Below are 18,930 nucleotides of genomic sequence, written 5' to 3'. Positions count from 1 at the left end.
GCAATGCAGCGGAGGATGACGATATGGGCTTGTTGGTCGATGGACAGTGGCAGGACCGCTGGTACGACAATGGCAAGGATGGCCATTTCAAACGGGAGGAAGCCCAGCGTCGTGACTGGGTCGCCCGCCCCGAGCAGGCCATTCCGCCAGGTGCCTCGCGCTATACCCCGGAAGTCGGTCGCTACCACCTCTATGTGTCCCTGGCCTGTCCCTGGGCGCATCGCACCCTGATCTATCGCAAGCTCAAGGGCCTCGAAGACCTGATCGGCGTCTCGGTGGTCAGCTGGCTGATGCGTGAGGAAGGCTGGACCTTCGACTTGGCCAAGGGCTCCAGTGGCGACGACCTCTATCACCTCGAGCGCCTTTACCAGCTCTATCAGCGCGAACACGCCGACTACACCGGGCGGGTCACCGTCCCGGTGCTCTGGGATCGCCATGAGGAGCGCATCGTCAGCAATGAATCCGCCGAGATCATCCGCATGTTCAACGGCGCCTTCGACGAGCTGACCGGCAATCGCCTGGATCTCTATCCAGAGCCCCTGCGCGGTCGCATCGATGCCCTCAACGACCGTATCTATCCGACGGTCAACAATGGTGTCTACCGGGCCGGTTTCGCTACCACTCAGGAGGCCTACGAAGAGGCCTTCGACGAGGTCTTCACCACCCTGGACGATCTGGAAAAGTCGCTGCAGACTCAACGCTATCTGACCGGCCAATGGCTGACTGAAGCTGATTGGCGCCTGTTCACCACCCTGATTCGCTTCGACGCCGTCTACCACGGCCACTTCAAGTGCAACCTGCGGCGCATTCGGGATTATTCGGCGTTGCAGAGCTGGCTGCGAGAGCTGTATCAGTGGCCGGGTATCGCCGAGACCGTGGACTTCCAGCACATCAAGCACCACTACTACGGCAGCCATGCGCAGATCAATCCGGCCGGCATCGTGCCCAAGGGACCAGCCCTGGAGCTGGATCTGCCCCATGGCCGCGAGGTCCTGAGCAGTGCCGGGATCCAGGGCGCGGCCTGAGGATCAAACCGCCGTCTGGGCGCCTTCGAACCAGGCCAGCTTCTCACGCAGCGCCACCACCTCGCCGACGATCACCAGGGTCGGCGCATGCACCTCATGCTCGGCGACCAGCTGCGGCAGATCCTGCAAGGTACCGGTGAACACCCGTTGATTGAGGGTGGTGCCCTGTTGCACCAGCGCCGCCGGCGTGGCCGGGTCCTTGCCGTGGGCGATGAGTTGCGCGCAGATGTTCGGCAGCCCCACCAGGCCCATGTAGAACACCAGGGTCTGCCCGGGCGCCACGAGATCGGTCCAGGGCAGATCGGCCGAGCCGTCCTTGAGATGGCCGGTGACGAAGCGTACCGACTGGGCATGGTCTCTGTGGGTCAGGGGAATACCGGCATAGGCCGCACAGCCACTGGCCGCGGTGATACCCGGCACCACCTGGAAGGGAATGCCTTCGGCCGCCAGCTCCTCGATCTCCTCGCCACCGCGGCCGAAGATGAAGGGATCGCCACCCTTCAGCCGCAGAACCCGCTTGCCCTCCCGGGCCAGCTTGACCAGCAGGCGATTGAGATCGTCCTGGGGCACCGCATGCTCGGCACGACGCTTGCCGACATAGATGCGATCTGCATCGCGCCGGCACATGTCGAGGATGGTCGGGGCCACCAGGCGGTCGTAGAGCACCACGTCGGCCTGTTGCATCAGCCGCAGGGCGCGGAAGGTCAGCAGATCCGGATCGCCGGGACCGGCGCCGACCAGATAGACCTCGCCGCGAAAGGTGGCCGTCTCGCTGGTCAGCTTGTCTTCCAGCAGCTGTTCGGCAGCCTGGGGCTGGCCGGAAAAGACCTTTTCCGCGACCTCGCCCTGGAACACCTCTTCCCAGAAGATGCGCCGCGCCTGCAGATCGGCGAAGCGCGTCTTCACCCGCGCGCGAAAGCGCTGCGCCAGTTGCGCCAGCTGCCCGTATGTGGCCGGAATCCAGCTCTCCAGCTTGGCGCGCACCAGGCGCGCCAGCACCGGGGCGTCACCGCCGCTGGAAATGGCGATCACCAGGGGCGAACGATCGACGATGGCCGGGAAGATCACGGTGCACAGCTTGGGAGCGTCTACCACGTTGACCGGCAGGCCCAGGGCCTGGGCATCGTGGGACACCGTCTCGTTGACCTCGTCATCGTCGGTGGCGGCGATTACCAGGCAATGCCCGGCGAGGTGGTCCGCCGCATAGCGCTGGACCCGGCAACTGCCGCCCCGCGCCTCGACGAAGGCGCGTACCTCCGGCTCGATCTCCGGCGCCACCAGGGTGATGCGTGCGCCGGCTTCGGCCAGCAGCACGCTCTTGCGCAAGGCGATGTCGCCCCCGCCGATCACCAGTACCGGACGGCCATCGAGCTTGTGGAAGAGCGGCAGGTAATCCATCAGCCGATGACCTCGAGGCCACCCATGTAGGGCTTGAGCACCTCGGGGACGCGGATGCTGCCGTCAGCCTGCTGGTAGTTCTCCAGTACGGCGACCAGGGTGCGACCCACGGCCAGGCCGGAGCCGTTGAGGGTGTGCACCAGCTCGGGCTTGCCCTCGGCGTTGCGGTAGCGGGCCTGCATGCGGCGCGCCTGGAAATCACCACAGTTGGAGCAGGACGAAATCTCGCGATACTTGCCCTGGCTCGGCACCCAGACCTCCAGATCGTAGGTCTTGGTGGCGCCGAAACCCATGTCGCCGGTGCACAGCGACAGCACCCGGTAGGGCAACTCCAGCCGTTGCAGCACGGTTTCGGCGTGGCCGGTCAGTTCTTCCAGGGCCTGGAAGGAGGTACTCGGCTCGACGATATGGACCATCTCCACCTTGTCGAACTGGTGCTGACGGATCATGCCGCGGGTGTCGCGACCCGAGGCACCGGCTTCGCTGCGGAAGCAGGGGGTATGGGCGGTGAACTTCAGCGGCAGGCGCTTGGCGTCGAGGATCTGGCCGGCGACCAGGTTGGTCAGGGTGACCTCGGCGGTGGGGATCAGGTAGAGATCGCTCTCGCCTTCCCGGCCGATCTTGAACAAGTCTTCCTCGAACTTGGGCAGCTGACCAGTACCTTGCAGGGTCTCGGCCTGCACCAGGTAGGGGGTGTAGGTCTCTTCGTAGCCATGCTCACCGGTGTGCAGGTTGAGCATGAATTGCGCCAGGGCACGGTGCAGACGCGCGATCGGACCACGCATCACGGCGAAGCGGGCGCCGGAGAAGCGTGCGGCGGTCTCGAAGTCCAGCCAGCCGTGGGTCTCGCCCAGGGCGACGTGGTCCTTGATCTCGAAGTCGAAGTCGCGCGGCGTGCCCCAGCGACGGACCTCGACATTGTCGTCTTCATCCTTGCCGACCGGCACCGAGGCGTCAGGCAGGTTGGGCAGGCCCAGCAACAGCGCATCCAGCTCGCCCTGGACCAGATCCAGCTCACGCTTGGCTTCTTCCAGTTCACTGCCCATGCGATCGACTTCGGCCAGCAGCGGCGCGATGTCCTCACCACGCGCCTTGGCCTGGCCGATGCCCTTGGAGCGAGCATTGCGCTCGGCCTGCAGGGTCTCGGTGCGGGTCTGCACGGCCTTCCGACGAGCTTCCAGCGACTCCACCAGGCTGACGTCGAGGACGTAGCCACGGGTCGCCAGACGTGCGGCCACCTCCTCGGTTTGGGTGCGAACCAGTTTCGAATCAAGCATGTGCGTGTCTCTTGCTTAGGAATGGGGGCAGCCGCGCGGGCGGGACGTCAGGAACGCGGCCGGCGCTGGCGCGGGCTGGACCGGTCGAGGTCCGCCAGGTGCTGCAGTTTATCGCGGATCTTCAGCTCCAGCCCACGGGGAACCGGCTCATAGTAGCGCCGCGGCTCCAGCTCTTCGGGAAAGTAGTCCTCGCCTGCGGCATAGGCTTCGGGTTCATCGTGGGCATAGCGGTATTCGTCGCCATAGCCGAGAGTCTTCATCAGCTTGGTCGGCGCATTGCGCAGGTGCAGCGGCACCTCGCGCGAGCCGTTCTGGCGCACATCGGCCAGGGCGGCCTTGTAGCCCATATAGACGGCATTGCTCTTGGGCGCGCAGGCCAGATAGACGATCGCCTGGGCGATGGCCAGCTCACCCTCCGGGCTTCCCAGGCGCTCCTGGACGTCCCAGGCGTCCAGGCACAGGCTCAGGGCGCGGGGATCGGCGTTGCCGATGTCTTCGCTGGCCATGCGTACCACGCGGCGGGCGATGTACAGCGCGTCGCAGCCGCCGTCGATCATCCGGGCGAACCAGTAGAGGGCGCCATCGGGGTTCGAGCCGCGCACCGACTTGTGCAGCGCGGAGATCTGGTCGTAGAAGGCCTCGCCGCCCTTGTCGAAGCGGCGGCGCTGATCGCCCAGCAGACTCTGGAACAGCTCGGCGTCCAGGACGCCACCGTCCTCGGCCAGGTCCGCGGCGTTCTCCAGCAGATTGAGCAGTCGGCGACCATCACCGTCGGCAGCGGCCAGCAGCAGCGCCAGGGCATCGTCGGGCAGGCTCAGCTGTCGCTCGCCCAGGCCCTTGGCACTGATCAGGGCCCGTCGTGCCAGGCCACCGAGGGCGTCATCGTCCAGACTCTTGAGCACATAGACCCGCGCCCGTGAGAGCAGCGCGTTGTTGAGCTCGAAGGAGGGATTCTCGGTGGTCGCCCCGATGAAGATCAGGGTGCCGTCTTCGACATAGGGCAGGAAGGCATCCTGCTGCGACTTGTTGAAGCGATGCACCTCGTCGACGAAGAGGATGGTGCGGCGGCGATACTGGGCAGCCTGCTGCTTGGCCACCTCCACCGCATGGCGGATCTCCTTGACCCCGGAGAGTACCGCCGAGAGCGTTTCGAAATGGGCATCGGAAACCTGGGCCAGCAGCCGCGCCAGGGTGGTCTTGCCCACGCCTGGCGGTCCCCAGAAGATCATCGAATGCAGTGCACCCTGCTCAAGCGCCTCGCGCAGGGGCTTGCCCCGCGCCAGCAGGTGCTGCTGACCCGCGTATTCATCGAGGGTCTCGGGACGCATGCGGGCAGCCAAGGGCTGCCCGACAGGTGCAGCGCTGAAGAGATCCATGGGGTGCGATCACTCCTGGATGACGTCGGCTCCCTTGGGCACCTGGAAGGTGAACTGGGACGCCGCCACCGGCTCGTTGAGCTTGACGTTGAAGAAGAGGATGTTGGTTCTCTGACCGGCACCGTCGATCAACTGCATGTCGTTGATCACGCCGTTGCGGAACGACAACCGCAGGCTGTCGAACAGGGTGTCCTTGGTCTTGGGCTTGAGCACGAAGTCGACGACGTTGCCGGCATCCTTGCTGGTGACGTCGAAGCTGCTCTCGATCTTGGAGATGTCACCCGACAAGAGCAGCGCCGGCGTCTGGGTCAGGCGCAGGTCCAGCTTGCGGATGGTGACCTGCTCCAGGTCCGGATCGTACAGCCAGACCTGCTTGCCGTCGGACACCAGCAGCTGCTCCTGGGGCGCATCGGAATGCCAGCGGAACAACCCGGGACGCTTGAGGCTCATGTTGCCGGCGGTTTCCTGCAGACGGGTACCCGAGCCATCCAGGGTCAGCTGCGAAAAGCGCGCGGTCAGGGTCTGCGCCTTGTCCAGCAGTTGCGACAGGCGGCCCACGGACGCCTGGTCGGCATGGGCGGAAAAGCTTACGGCAGCCAGGGCGGCCAGGGCGAAGCAACGCAGCTTGTGCATCGAGGTCCTCATGGATGTCAGTCTCTCACCGGAGCAGGCGCTGTGACCTCGCGCGAGCCGTTGGTGTTCATGGGCGATACGACACCGGCCATTTCCATGGTTTCGATCATCCGTGCCGCCCGGTTGTAACCGATCTTGAGCTTGCGCTGGACCGCGGAGATGGAGGCCCGACGACTTTCGGTGACGAAGCGTACGGCCTCGTCATAGAGCGGATCGTCCTCGTCGCTGTCGCTACCCTCGCCGCTGCCGCCATCGAAGCCCGCACCACCGCCCTCGTCCGGACCGCTGAGGATGTCTTCGATGTAGTCGGGTGCGCCGCGCTCCTTCCACGCCTCGACGACGCGATGGACCTCATCGTCGGACACGAAGGCGCCATGGACGCGGATCGGCAGGCCGGTGCCCGGCGGCAGATAGAGCATGTCACCGTGACCGAGCAGCTGTTCGGCACCGCCCTGGTCGAGAATGGTCCGGGAGTCGATCTTGCTCGATACCTGGAAGGCCATCCGCGTCGGGATGTTGGCCTTGATCAGACCGGTGATGACGTCCACCGAGGGGCGCTGGGTGGCCAGGATCAGGTGGATGCCGGCCGCCCGCGCCTTCTGCGCGATCCGCGCGATCAGCTCTTCGACCTTCTTGCCGACGATCATCATCATGTCGGCGAATTCGTCCACCACCACCACGATGGTCGGCAGCGTCTTCAGCAGCGGAGCCTCGTCGTCCATGCTCTCGCGACGATAGAGCGGATCGGTCAGCGGCGTACCGGCTTCCTCGGCATCCTTCACCTTGCGGTTGAAGCCGGCCAGGTTACGTACGCCCATGGCCGCCATCAGCTTGTAGCGCCGCTCCATCTCCGCCACGCTCCAGCGCAGGGCGTTGGCGGCTTCCTTCATGTCGGTGACCACCGGACAGAGCAGGTGCGGAATGCCCTCGTAGATCGAGAGTTCCAGCATCTTGGGATCGATCATGATCAGGCGGGCGTCTTCCGGGCTCGACTTGAACAGGATCGACAAGAGCATGGCGTTCACGCCCACCGACTTACCGGAACCCGTGGTACCGGCCACCAGCAGGTGCGGCATCTTGGCCAGGTCGGTGATGACCGGCTTGCCACCGATGTCGTGACCCAGGGCCAGGGTGACGGGCGACTTGGCCGCCGCGTACTCGGGCGACTCGAGGACCTCGGAGAAGCGCACCATCTGGCGATCCTCGTTGGGAATCTCGATACCCACGGTGGTCTTGCCGGGAATGACTTCCACCACCCGGACGCTGAACACGGCGAGCGAACGCGCCAAGTCCTTGGCCAGGTTGGAAATGCGACTGACCTTGACGCCCGCCGCCGGCTGAATCTCGAAGCGGGTGATCACCGGACCGGGATGAACGCTCTCCACGATCACCTCGACGCCGAACTCCTTGAGCTTGACCTCGAGCAGGCGCGACATGTTCTCGAGGAATTCCGGCGAATAGCTCTGCTGCTTCTTCTCGGCGCGATCCAGGATCGACAGCGGCGGCAGCGTACCTTCCAGATCCGCGTCGACCCGGACCACGGCAGCCGCCGGCGAATAAGGCGCGGGGGCCGGTGCTGGCGCCGCCTTGCGCGGCGGAGGCGTGGGCATGGCGACACTGGCGGGCGCTGGGACAGGCGCAGCGGCCACCGGCGCGGACTCGGGCGTTTCGGCGACGAAGCGACTGGGCGCGGGCATCTCGATGCGCGGCGCAGCACGCTCCACCCGCGGCGGGGGCGCGATGTCGAGCAGATCATCGAGGTCTTCGTCGGCGACGGGAATCGGTACCTCGCGGGCCTTGCTCTTGCGCGCAACCGGCGGCGACACCGGCTCGTCGAAGGTGTCCAGTTCCGGAGCCTGACGACGGCCGCCGGCCAGGCGACTGAAGCCACCCTGCACCAGGTCCAGCAGGTCCAGTACGACCTTGCCGGTGAAATCCATCACCTTGAACCAGGACAGATCGGTGAAGACCGTCAGTCCCAGCAGGAAGAGCGCGAGGAACAGCAGCGTGCTGCCCTGAACATTGAGTGCGGCGACCGCCAACTGCCCCAGGCTCTCGCCCAGCGCACCGCCAGCGGACGCCGGCAGCGCCGAGGCCGCATGGAAATGGATATAGGCCAGTACCGAGCCCGAGATCACCAGCAGGACCAGGCCGGTCAGCCGCCAGGAAAACAGCCAGCCGCTCCACTCCCAGGGCAGATGCCGTTTGCGGAAGATCTGCCAGGTCTTGACGGCGAGCAGGACGGGGAACACGAAGGCGAAATAGCCGAGTGCCATGAACAGCACGTCGGCCAGCCAGGCGCCGGCGCGGCCCGCGGTGTTATGGACCTGATCGATGCGGCTGGTGTGGGTCCAGCCCGGATCGGAGGGGTCGTAGCTCAGCAGAGCCATGAGCAGATACAGGCACAAGGCGGCCAGTGCGATGAGCACCACCTCCTTGAGACGATAATGCAGATGCTCACGCCATTGGTTGACGTGGCTGACAGAACTGGATTGCTTCAAGCGCGCTTTTCCCGCACACGGAACGTGTGACCGTGAATCAAAAACAGTGCGCCATTCTAGATCGCCCGGGCCCTGCTTCTACAGTCCCGTGGCGAAACATGGCACGATAGCGGACGGCCGTACCGGAACCGCCTCAGGCACAACATTGGAGCATTCTTTCGTTGTCCTGACAAAGAGTTATGACGATTTCTTGAGCTCGTTACGCACAAGCCGCACCCCTTCGGCTCCACTCATCAGAAGGCGCCCTCCCCTACCATGGTGAAATGGCTGACCCGCGAAAGCCCTGACTTCCCGCCCCTGCAGCAGGCGCTGCGCGAACCCAACGGCCTCCTGGCCATCGGAGGCGACCTGAGCGCGGCACGCCTGATCGGCGCCTATCGTCACGGCTGCTTTCCCTGGTACCAGGCCGGCCAGCCCTTGCTCTGGTGGTCGCCGGATCCCCGCACGGTACTTTTCCCGCCGGACCTGCACGTCTCCCGCAGCCTGGCGAAGACCCTGCGCAAGACGCCGCTGCGCGTCACCTACGATCAGGCCTTCGCCAGGGTGATCCAGGCCTGCGCCGGTCCGCGACGCGATGCCGACGGCACCTGGATCACCGTGGAGATGCGCCAGGCCTACCAGGAACTGCACGCCCAGGGCTGGGCTCATTCCGTCGAAGTGTGGAACGGCGACCAGCTGGTCGGCGGCCTCTATGGCATCGCCATGGGCAAGCTGTTCTTTGGCGAGTCCATGTTCAGCCATGCCGACAACGCTTCCAAGATCGGCTTCGTGACCCTGGTGCGGGACCTGGCCGCCTGGGGCTTCGTGATGATCGACTGCCAGATGCAAACCGCGCATCTGGAGAGTCTCGGCGCGAGCAGTCTCTCCCGGGAACGCTTTGCCGAATACCTGGCCAAATACCTGGATCAGGCCAGCATGGCCGCCTGGCCTACCTTCCGCGGGTGACTTACACTCAAGCCAGGCTTATGTAGAGATTCGACATGACCGAGCTGGCGAGACTCAAGTTTTACGCAACCCAGCCTCACGCTTGCAGTTACCTGCCCAACGAGCAGGCGACCACGCTGTTTCTCGACCCCTCGCAGCCCATGAACGGCCAGATCTACGCCGAGCTGTCCGAACTGGGCTTCCGCCGCAGTGGCGATCACCTCTACCGCCCCCACTGCCAGCTCTGCAAAGCCTGCGTTCCCGCCCGCATCCCCGTCGCTCGCTTTCGCCCCAGCCGCAAGCAGACGCGCGTACTCAAGCGCAATCTCGACATCAAGGTCACGCGCTGCGACCCGGGTTTCACCGAAGAGCGCTATCAGCTATACGCCCGCTATATCAGCGAACGCCACGCCGACGGCGACATGTTCCCGCCGAGTCGCGGCCAGTTCTCCACCTTTCTGGTCAGCCACCTGCCCTACGCCTTCTTCTACGAGATGCGCGTCGAGGACCGCCTGATCGGCATAGCGGTGACCGATGTGCTGCCCAACGGCATGTCGGCGGTCTACACCTTCTACGACCCCAGCGAAGAAAAGCGCAGCCTGGGCGTATTCGGCATCCTCTGGCAGATCGCCGAAACCCGCCGCCTCGGCCTCGATGCGGTTTATCTCGGCTACTGGATCAAAGGGTGTCGCAAGATGTCCTATAAGACCGAGTATCGCCCCATCGAGCTCTTCGTCAATCAGCGCTGGGTCGCCCTGGCCTGACGAAATAGCGCTTTTTCTGAATTTCTGTCAGAATATGGGCCTTTTTCGCCCGGACTGCTCTGGGCCTATCTTGTCACCGAGGGCTTTTCTATATATGTCGAAAGAAGACAGCTTCGAAATGGAAGGTACTGTCGTCGACACCCTGCCCAACACCATGTTTCGCGTGGAGTTGGAAAACGGGCACGTCGTCACCGCGCACATCTCCGGAAAGATGCGTAAGAACTACATCCGCATCCTGACGGGGGACAAGGTTCGCGTGGAGCTGACGCCTTATGATCTGAGCAAGGGCCGGATCACTTACCGCGCGCGTTAAGCGAATCCGCTCATGAAAAAGCCCGGCAATGCCGGGCTTTTTCATGAGCGATTGTCAATCGCGACCTGCCCTCAGGCAGGTTCGGCCGTGGTCTCGAACTCGAATTCCAGCTCGTCGTTCACCGCGTCGATATGGACGATACCACCATGGTCGGCCAGGTCCCCGAACAGGATCTGCTCCGCCAGCGGCCGCTTGATCTTGTCCTGGATGAGGCGCGCCATGGGGCGGGCACCCATCTGTACGTCGTAGCCGCGCTCTGCCAGCCAGCTACGGGCCGTATCGGTGACTTCGAGCTGGACACGCTTGTCTTCGAGCTGCGCCTGGAGTTCGGTGAGGAACTTGTCGACGATGCTCTTGATGACTTCCGTGCTCAGGCGGCCGAACTGGATGATGGTATCCAGACGGTTGCGGAACTCGGGCGTGAAGCTCTTCTTGATGACTTCCATGGCATCCGTGGTGTGATCCTGCAGCGTGAAGCCGATGGAGGCACGGGACGCGGTTTCGGCGCCGGCGTTGGTGGTCAGGATCAGGATCACGTTGCGGAAGTCGGCCTTGCGCCCGTTGTTGTCCGTCAGGGTGCCATGGTCCATGACCTGCAGCAGCAGGTTGAACACCTCGGGGTGAGCCTTCTCGATCTCATCGAGCAGCAGGACGCAGTGCGGCGTCTTGGTGATGGCTTCGGTCAGCAGACCACCCTGGTCGAAACCGACATAGCCAGGAGGCGCACCGATCAGGCGAGACACGGTATGCCGCTCCATGTACTCGGACATGTCGAAGCGCACCAGCTCGACGCCCATGGCCTTGGCCAGCTGCCGGGCCACTTCGGTCTTGCCCACGCCCGTAGGACCGGCGAAGAGGAAGGAACCAACCGGCTTGTCCGGTGATTTCAGCCCGGCACGGGACAGCTTGATGGCGGTGGACAGGGACTCGATGGCCAGGTCCTGACCGAAGACGGTCAGCTTGAGGTCGCGCTCCAGGTTGCGCAGCAGCTCCTTGTCGGAACTGTTGACGGTCTTCGGGGGGATCCGCGCGATCTTGGCGACGATGTCTTCGACCTGTTGCACGTCGATGCGCTCGGCACGACGGTCTTCGGGCTGCAGGCGCTGATAGGCACCGGCTTCGTCGATGACGTCGATGGCCTTGTCGGGCATGTGCCGGTCGTTGATGTAGCGCGCAGCCAGCTCGGCTGCAGCACGCAGCGCCTCGTCGGTGTACTCGATATGGTGATGCTGTTCGAAGCGCCCCTTGAGGCCACGCAGGATGCCGTAGGTGTCATCCACCGAGGGCTCGACCACGTCGACCTTCTGGAAGCGCCGCGCCAGCGCCCGGTCCTTCTCGAAGATGCCACGGAATTCCTGGAAGGTGGTCGAGCCGATGCAGCGGATCTCCCCGGAGGACAGTAGCGGCTTGAGCAGGTTGGAGGCATCCATCACCCCGCCCGAGGCCGCGCCGGCACCGATGATGGTATGGATCTCGTCGATGAAGAGCACGGCATGGGGCCGCTTCTTCAACTCGGCCAGCAGGGCCTTGAATCTCTTTTCGAAATCGCCGCGGTATTTGGTACCGGCCAGTAGCGCGCCAAGATCGAGGGAATAGACCACGCTGTCGGCCAGCAGGTCGGGTACCTGACCATCGACGATGCGCTTGGCCAGGCCTTCGGCGATGGCGGTCTTGCCGACGCCGGCCTCACCCACCAGCAGCGGATTGTTCTTGCGGCGCCGGGCGAGAATCTGGGCTACGCGCTCGACTTCCTGCTCGCGTCCCACCAGTGGATCGATACGACCCTGACGGGCCTGCTCGTTGAGGTTACTGGCGTAGGCTTCGAGCGGATTGTTGGAGGAACTGGGTTCGGCACCCTCCTCCTCGGCGGCATCCTGATCCTGCTCGGCTTCGGGTGCGGCCCCTGGCACCTTGGAGATGCCATGCGCGATGAAATTGACGACGTCGATCCGCGCCACGCTCTGCTGCTTGAGCAGGAACACCGCCTGACTTTCCTGCTCGCTGAAGATGGCGACCAGGACGTTGGCCCCGGTCACTTCGCGCTTGCCCGAGCTTTGCACGTGGAAAACCGCACGCTGGAGGACACGCTGGAAACCCAGCGTCGGCTGGGTTTCGCGCTCGTCGTCCTGCTGTGGGATCAGGGGGGTGGTGGAGTCTATGAATTCCAACAGATCGCGCCGCAGGCGATCGATGTTGGCACCGCAGGCTCTCAACACGGTGGCCGCCGCTTCATTGTCCAGCAGCGCCAGCAGGAGGTGCTCAACGGTCATGAATTCATGACGCTTCGTCCTCGCCTCCTTGAAGGCGAGATTCAGGGTGACTTCGAGCTCACGATTCAACATAGCTTCACCTCATAGCCCAAGCAGCACAGTAGCCCAAGCAGCACAGATCTAACTTTCGATTTCGATTTCACACAGCAGCGGGTGGTTGCACTCCCTGGCATATTGATTGACTTGCATGGCCTTGGTTTCAGCGACATCGCGAGTAAATGTTCCGCAGACGGCCTTTCCCTGAGTGTGCACGGTGAGCATCACCTGGGTAGCCGCTTCGCGGTTCATGCTGAAGTACCGTTCCAGGACCTCGACGACGAACTCCATCGGGGTGTAGTCATCGTTATACATCAGAACTCGGTATCTGGCTGGCCGTTTTAGCGCAGGTTTTGCCTCCTGCACCGCCAGGCCGCCGTTGTCGCCGTCCTGATGTTCGTTGTCGTCCGCCGCCAGTCGGATGGGGTCGATTACACGCATTCTGATCGATTCCGAATTACGGGATGAATAGCAGGAAAAAAGAGCTTGATCCACGTCTCAGCCGCCTATTGCCTCGCCTTGACTAAGGCTGAAAGGGTGTTACAAACATCCTGTACCCGACGAGGTACCAAGCGTTCCGTTGTAGTGGCGTCTGTGTGGATTCACTGGAACTGTAGTCGAATGATACTCCAGGCTTGGAGTCCTTTGCAGAGGGAGCCGGTATGCTCAGTGGCAAGGTCAAATGGTTCAACAACGCCAAAGGATATGGCTTCATCGTTGCAGATAACAGTGATGAAGACCTATTCGCTCATTACTCGGCCATTCAGATGGACGGTTACCGCACACTGAAGGCGGGCCAGGCGGTCAACTTCAATATCGTTCAGGGTCCCAAGGGCTTGCACGCCGTCGAGATTCGCGCGGCCGAAGTGAGCGCACCCGCCGCTGCGCCGGCCACCAACACCCTCGATGTGCGGGATACGGTCAGTACGGAAGCCTGATCTCACGCCCCTTCGGGGGCGCCACCTTCCCCTTCGCGCCGCTGTCCTTCGCTGTGCCCCAGATCGCGCTCCGGAAACAGCAGGTTCCTGACCCGGTTCTTCAGCGCCCTGGCGTCGGGAAAGCCGCCATCCCTCTTCCGCTCCCAGAGCACCTCCCCGCCACAGGCAATCTCGAACACGCCACCGGTTCCCGGCAGCAACGTCACCCCACCCAGATCGGTACCGAAGGTGCTGAGCAGCTCCTGGGCGAGCCAGCCCGAACGCAGCAGCCATTGGCACTGGGTGCAGTAGTGGATCGTAATGTAGGGTCTGGCGTCCGCCACGGTACACCTCGCAAGGCCTGGGCTCCCTATAATACGCAGCCCCCGATCCCGTCCGCCATGTGGTCCGTCCTATGCGCCTGTTGCTGCTGGTAGCCTGCCTTCTCCTGTCCGCCCTGGCCTGGAGTGCACCGCCGCCCAAAATCGGCCTGGTGCTGTCTGGTGGTGCTGCCCGGGGCCTGGCGCATATCGGCGTGCTGAAGGCCCTGGAAGAACAGGGTATCCAGGTCGACGCCATCGCCGGCACCAGCATGGGTGCGGTGATTGGTGGTCTCTATGCCGCCGGCTACAGCGCGGAAGAGTTGGAACGCATTGCCCTGGAAATGGACTGGGGCCAGGTGCTCTCCGACCAGCCGCCACGCAAGGACGTGCCCTTTCGGCGCAAGCAGGATGACCGGGATTTCCTGGTCAAGCAGAAACTCAGCTTTCGCGACGATGGCACCCTGGGCCTGCCCATCGGGGTGATCCAGGGCCAGAACCTGGGGATGATGCTGGAAAAGCTGTTCGTACACACCAGCGATACCCGGGATTTCAACCAGTTGGCCATCCCCTTCCGCGCCGTGGCCACGGACATCACCACCGGCGAGAAGGTGGTGTTCGATCACGGCCATCTGCCCCGGGCCATCCGCGCCAGCATGTCGATTCCGGCGGTGTTCGCACCGGTGGAGATCGACGGCCGGCTGCTGGTGGATGGCGGCATGGTCGACAACATCCCCATCGACGTGGCGCGGGACATGGGCGCGCAGCGGGTGGTGGTGGTCGACATCGGTACCCCGCTGCTCAAGCGCAAGGACCTGACCACGGTACTGGACGTGCTCAATCAGTCCACCACCCTGATGACCCGCAACAACTCCCAGGCGCAACTGGCGACCCTGGGCAAGCAGGACCTGCTGATCCAGCCGCCACTGGCCAGCTATACCAGCGCCGACTTCAGCGAGGCCAAGGCGCTGATCGATGCCGGCTATCGGGCGACCATGGCCATGGCGAGCGAACTGGCGGTGCTGCGCAAGGACTCGAAAAGCGAGCGCTCCTCGGCCGTGGCAGCAGCTCGCACCCCCAGCAGCCGCACGCCGATCATCGATGCCATTCGCATCGAGAACGACTCCAAGGTCGAAGACGAGGTCATTCGTCACTACATCCGCCAGCGCTTGGGCGAACCCCTCAATGTCGAGCGCCTGCAGGACGACATGAGCACCCTCTATGGCCTGGATTACTTCGATCAGGTGGAATACCGCATCCGCCGGGATGGTCCCGGCGACAACGTGCTGGTGATCTACGCCCGCGGCAAGCGCAGCGGCACGGACTTCCTGCGGCTGGGCCTGAATCTGTCGGATGACCTGCGAGGCGACAGCGCCTTCAACTTCGGTGCCAGCTATCGCATCAACGGCCTCAACCGCCTGGGTGGCGAATGGCTGACGCGGGTGCAGATCGGCGATCACCAGGAACTCTACAGCGAGTTCTATCAGCCATTGGATGTCGGCTCGCGCTACTTCATCGCCCCCTACCTCGGCGGCGAGGCAAGAAACATCGAGCAACTGGAGCGCAACGATCCCATCGCCGAATACCGGCGTGAGCGCTATGGCTTCGGCCTCAATGTGGGCCGGCAGATCGGCAACAAGGCCGAGGTGCGCCTGGGTATCGGCCACGACTGGGGCAGTACCAAGGTGCATGTGGGACCGCGCGACACGCCGGAGGAAGCCTTTACCGAAGGCTTCTACGAGTTGCGCTATTCGCTGGACGATCTGGACGACGTGAACTTCCCGCGGGAGGGCCAGGACCTGGCGTTGACACTCAAGCAGTTCGATCCGAGCCTGGGTTCGGATTCGCGCTACCGTCAGCTGGACCTGCACCTGAACAAGGCGCTCAGCTATGGCTACAACACCTTCGTGCTGGGGGGCGGCCTGGGGCGCACCCTGTCGACGGACAGCGACACCAACGTGGTAACCAGCAGCTTCCTGCTGGGGGGTGCCTGGCAGCTCTCGGGCTATCGGCAGGATGCCCTGTCCGGGCAGAACTACGGCCTGGCGCGGCTGATCTACTACCACCAGCTCACGCAGCGCTCGCTGTTCCCGCTGGATACCCCGGTCTATCTGGGCGGTAGCCTGGAACAGGGACGCATCTGGAATCGGGATGACGATTACGACAGCGGCAACATCAGTGCCGCCAGCCTGTTCCTCGGGCTGGACACGCCGCTGGGACCGCTCAGGTTCACCTATGGCCTGAGCGACCAGGGCGAGCACGCCTTCTACATCAACCTGGGCAACAGCTTCTGATCAGGCGATGCGGGACAGCAGGATCTCGGCCCGCTCGCGCTGACTGTCGCTGCCTTCGCTGACGATTTCCTGCAACAGCGAGGTGGCGTGCTGGACATCGCCCTGGTCGAGACAGGCCTCGGCCTCGGCGAAACGCCGGGCAATGGTGTCAGCCATGAAGTGCTCGTCGAGACTCAGGTCCAGCTCCATGACCGCCGGCAACTCGCCCAGGCCGTCGGGAAAGTCGTCCTCGATGCTGACTTCCAAGGCATCGACCTGCTTCCACCCGGAATCGGCATCCAGCTCTTCGGTCAGGGCGATGGCTTCATCGAGACTCAGATCCGCCAGATCCAGATCGTAGTGCTCTTCGGTCACCGGCGCAGGTACCGCCGGCTCGGCGAACTGCAATTCCGCCGACCATTCGCTGGCCGGCGCATCGAAGGCTGGCAGGTCGAGATCAAGATCGCCCTCCAGCAGAGGCTCCACCGGATCGGCGGACATCCCGGGAAACTGGGCATGCAGCACCGCCAGACTCGCCGCCACGCCCCCCAGCGCCAGAAAACGCTGCTCGTGTTCTCTGAATGCCGGAGCCTCGCCCAGGGTGGCCAGTACCCGGAGCAGCAGCAGCCGCAGGTCCTGGCGCCGATCATCTTCGGCCAAGCCGCTTTCCAGCACTTCCCGCGCCTGGCCATAGCGGCCATAGGCGATGTAGATCTCCGCACGACCAGCATGGTCGTCGACCGGCGCCGGGCTGGCGGCAACGGCCGCAGGCTGGGCCCTGGTCTTGGCGACCTCCGGCTGGGTAGCGACCAGCACAGGCTCAGGCAAGGGCTCGACCATCTCGACGCTCTCGACTTCATCCGCGTCATCGAGGGCGACGTCTTCCGCCTGCCGCCGACGCCACCAGAGCACACCGGCCAGGGCCAGCAGGGCCGCGCCACCCGCCAACAACAGCGAGCGCAACGACAACAGACCCTCGTCGGTGCTACCCGCGGCAGGAGTGGAGGCGACAGGTGGCGCTGGAGCGGCGGGGCTTTCGGTTGCCGGCGTCGCGGGTGCGGGCGTCGGCGTGGCCAGAGCCACCGAACGCGCCTGCTTCAGTTGCTGCTGCAGACCTTCACGGTCCTGCTGGAGCTGCTCGATCATCACCTCTTTCTGTGCCAGCAGCGCGTCGTAACGCTCCTGCAGCTGGGTCAGCTGGCCTTCCAGATCGCCGACCTGACGCCCGAGATCCTGCGTCACCAGCAGCGGCTTGGTGTCTTCGGCAGAGCTTCCGGCCGACTGAGGAGCGGCCGTAGGTGGCGTAGTCGAATCCGCTACAGGCGCCGGCGCGGGAGCGGCCGAGGCAACCGACACCGGTGCAGGCACGCCAGCCACCGGTACGGTGGGTGTCGGCGTGGGCGCAGGCGGCGGTGCGCTTTTCGCCACCACCGGCTGCCGCGGCGCAGGCTCGCTGACCCCCGCGGGCAGACGCAAGCGCTGACCGGCCTTGAGTCGCCCGGGATCGTTATTGGCGAAGGACGCCGGATTAAGGGCGAACAGATCGGCCACGAGCTGCTCGGCCGATCGATTGGCCATTGGCCCCAGGCGCTTGGCGATACTCCAGAGGGTGTCCTTGGGACGCGTCTGGTAGACGCCCTCCCCGGCGGTCAGGTCTGGCGAGGGTGCCAGTGCCTGGCGCGGCACAGACACGGCTTGCCGTGCCACTGGGACAGGGGCTGGAGCGGCGGCGCGAGCGGACGCAGCCTCGACACGCGCAGGCGCCGTACCGGCGACGCTGCTGGGCGCGCCGCCGCTGCGCGGCGGATCCACCAGCAGGGTGAATTCGCGCAGCTGCTTGCCGCCCGGCTGTTCCAGCTGGACGATGAAGCCCAGATAGGGCTCGACCAGGGAGCGACGGGAGGTGACTTCGATGTAGCTGCCCGCCGCCGTGCGCAGGTGCGGGGTGAATACCAGGTCATCGAGGAACTGGGTGCGATCCACCCCGGCCTGGGCGAACGCCTCGTTCGCCGCCAGGTGGATGCGGAAGTCCCCAGCATCGGCATCGCCGATATTGACCAGCTCGATCCGCGCGCGCAGGGGCTCGTTGAGAGCAGACTGCAGGGTAATGCCCCCCAGGCCGAGCGCGAGCGCCGCTTGGGGAAGACTGGTCAGCGCGGCGGCCGACAGGATGACAAGGGCAAGGGGACGGCATTTCGCGACCATGGATACCGCTGCGTCAGGTATTCGAGTAAACCGGTGTTTTAGCGCGGTGGCTCACAAAAATCGCCTCCGCCACGCTGGAACGTAGCATCGATACCGACAGACGGCAAACCGATGGCCGCCAGCGCGAGGAAGGCGGCTGCGGACCGGGTGCAGCGCTAGAGGCGATGCCAGACGCTCCGGCCAGACCCAGTACCGACGCCGAATAGAGGTACCCAGGTGGAGCCAGCCGCCAGACGGCGGTCAGCCGCGCTCGAGATTGGCGAGGACGCGCTGGTGCACCTGCTGGCAGATGGCGATCTCTTCATCGTCGAGACCGCTGAGCAACTCCTTGCGCAGGGCCTCGGCGATGGTCTCGATCTTCTCGATCAAAGGACCCGCTTCCTGGGTCAGCATGATGCGCTTGGCGCGACGGTCCTCGGTGACCGCCAGGCGCTTGACCAGGCCCTGCTTTTCCAGGCCGTCCAGCAGCCGTGCCAGGGTCGGCCCCTCGATGCTGATGCTCTGGGCGAGTTCACGCTGGGTGGGCTGGACGCCCTTCATCCGGGCCAGGTTCAGCAACACCTGCCAGCGCGCCTGAGACAGCCCCAGATGACTCAGGCGCCGGTCGAGTTCGGCGCGCCAGGCACGGGAGACATGGAAGATCTGGCGGCCAAACAGGTGTGGATCGGTAGGGGTCATTCAGGCTAAACCTTGTACTT

At 64.3% G+C, this 18,930-nt stretch carries 16 protein-coding genes; 6 read left to right on the top strand and 10 right to left on the bottom strand.

From position 1 onward, the window contains the following. Nucleotides 1-23 precede the first annotated feature (23 nt). Entirely contained in the window at nucleotides 24-1,025 is a 1,002-nt protein-coding gene (locus tag RCF34_RS21250; RefSeq protein ID WP_308709966.1) for a glutathione S-transferase family protein, read from the top strand. A gap of 3 nt (nucleotides 1,026-1,028) precedes the next feature. Here RCF34_RS21250 and cysG read toward each other — a convergent pair whose 3' ends face one another. Genes cysG through RCF34_RS21225 form a run of 5 tightly spaced genes read right to left on the bottom strand, consistent with a single transcriptional unit; the run spans nucleotide 1,029 to nucleotide 8,210 of the window. Continuing rightward, a complete protein-coding gene (gene cysG, locus RCF34_RS21245; RefSeq protein WP_308709965.1) occupies nucleotides 1,029-2,423 on the bottom strand; it encodes a siroheme synthase CysG in 1,395 nt (464 codons plus the stop codon). Continuing rightward, nucleotides 2,423-3,700, bottom strand: a complete 1,278-nt coding sequence (gene serS / locus RCF34_RS21240; protein ID WP_017641767.1) for a serine--tRNA ligase — start codon at nucleotides 3,698-3,700, stop codon at nucleotides 2,423-2,425. The genes cysG and serS overlap by 1 nt, the downstream gene beginning before the upstream one ends. Before the next feature lie 47 nt (nucleotides 3,701-3,747). Continuing rightward, nucleotides 3,748-5,076 (bottom strand): replication-associated recombination protein A, encoded by a 1,329-nt coding sequence (locus RCF34_RS21235; RefSeq protein WP_308709964.1) that lies wholly within the window; start codon nucleotides 5,074-5,076, stop codon nucleotides 3,748-3,750. Between the two features lie 9 nt (nucleotides 5,077-5,085). Continuing rightward, entirely contained in the window at nucleotides 5,086-5,709 is a 624-nt protein-coding gene (gene lolA, locus RCF34_RS21230; protein ID WP_007162303.1) for an outer membrane lipoprotein chaperone LolA, read from the bottom strand. A 17-nt stretch (nucleotides 5,710-5,726) separates the two neighbouring features. After that, nucleotides 5,727-8,210 (bottom strand): DNA translocase FtsK 4TM domain-containing protein, encoded by a 2,484-nt coding sequence (locus RCF34_RS21225; RefSeq protein ID WP_308709963.1) that lies wholly within the window; start codon nucleotides 8,208-8,210, stop codon nucleotides 5,727-5,729. 255 nt (nucleotides 8,211-8,465) lie between these two features. On the opposite strand from RCF34_RS21225, the gene aat reads away from it, so the two are divergent. The 3 genes from aat (at nucleotide 8,466) to infA (ending at nucleotide 10,211) form a co-directional block, all read left to right on the top strand. Further along, a complete protein-coding gene (gene aat / locus RCF34_RS21220; protein ID WP_308709962.1) occupies nucleotides 8,466-9,155 on the top strand; it encodes a leucyl/phenylalanyl-tRNA--protein transferase in 690 nt (229 codons plus the stop codon). Between the two features lie 35 nt (nucleotides 9,156-9,190). Then, on the top strand, nucleotides 9,191-9,898 hold the full coding sequence (locus tag RCF34_RS21215) for an arginyltransferase (protein WP_308709961.1): 708 nt from the start codon (nucleotides 9,191-9,193) through the stop codon (nucleotides 9,896-9,898). Between the two features lie 94 nt (nucleotides 9,899-9,992). Beyond that, the gene (infA, locus tag RCF34_RS21210) at nucleotides 9,993-10,211 is read left to right on the top strand and encodes a translation initiation factor IF-1 (protein WP_002553999.1); all 219 of its coding nucleotides are present in this window, start codon (nucleotides 9,993-9,995) and stop codon (nucleotides 10,209-10,211) included. Between the two features lie 71 nt (nucleotides 10,212-10,282). Here infA and clpA read toward each other — a convergent pair whose 3' ends face one another. Together clpA and clpS are read right to left on the bottom strand one after the other, a co-directional pair. Then, nucleotides 10,283-12,553, bottom strand: a complete 2,271-nt coding sequence (clpA, locus tag RCF34_RS21205; protein WP_308709960.1) for an ATP-dependent Clp protease ATP-binding subunit ClpA — start codon at nucleotides 12,551-12,553, stop codon at nucleotides 10,283-10,285. A gap of 48 nt (nucleotides 12,554-12,601) precedes the next feature. After that, nucleotides 12,602-12,958, bottom strand: a complete 357-nt coding sequence (gene clpS, locus RCF34_RS21200) for an ATP-dependent Clp protease adapter ClpS (RefSeq protein ID WP_007162298.1) — start codon at nucleotides 12,956-12,958, stop codon at nucleotides 12,602-12,604. Between the two features lie 221 nt (nucleotides 12,959-13,179). Here clpS and cspD point away from each other — a divergent pair, with 221 nt between their 5' ends. Next, nucleotides 13,180-13,455, top strand: coding sequence for a cold shock domain-containing protein CspD (gene cspD, locus RCF34_RS21195; RefSeq protein WP_133859227.1), 276 nt, complete (start codon nucleotides 13,180-13,182; stop codon nucleotides 13,453-13,455). 2 nt (nucleotides 13,456-13,457) lie between these two features. Here cspD and RCF34_RS21190 read toward each other — a convergent pair whose 3' ends face one another. Beyond that, nucleotides 13,458-13,778, bottom strand: a complete 321-nt coding sequence (locus tag RCF34_RS21190; protein WP_308709959.1) for a SelT/SelW/SelH family protein — start codon at nucleotides 13,776-13,778, stop codon at nucleotides 13,458-13,460. Nucleotides 13,779-13,849: 71 nt separating this feature from the next. Between RCF34_RS21190 and RCF34_RS21185 the strand changes: the two genes are divergently transcribed. Next, a complete protein-coding gene (locus RCF34_RS21185; RefSeq protein ID WP_308709958.1) occupies nucleotides 13,850-16,048 on the top strand; it encodes a patatin-like phospholipase family protein in 2,199 nt (732 codons plus the stop codon). On the opposite strand, the gene RCF34_RS21180 is transcribed toward RCF34_RS21185, so the two are convergent. Next, nucleotides 16,049-18,232: a FimV/HubP family polar landmark protein gene (locus RCF34_RS21180; protein ID WP_308709957.1), complete on the bottom strand. Its 2,184-nt coding sequence runs from the start codon at nucleotides 18,230-18,232 to the stop codon at nucleotides 16,049-16,051. Between the two features lie 240 nt (nucleotides 18,233-18,472). After that, entirely contained in the window at nucleotides 18,473-18,910 is a 438-nt protein-coding gene (locus RCF34_RS21175) for a MarR family transcriptional regulator (RefSeq protein ID WP_007162293.1), read from the bottom strand. Nucleotides 18,911-18,930 lie beyond the last annotated feature (20 nt).

Source organism: Pseudomonas sp. 102515 (assembly GCF_031085165.1).
In the GTDB taxonomy this organism is placed as follows: Bacteria; Pseudomonadota; Gammaproteobacteria; order Pseudomonadales; family Pseudomonadaceae; genus Chryseomonas.
Note: the sequence above shows the minus strand (reverse complement) of the source record. Positions and strands in the feature narration are given on the sequence as shown.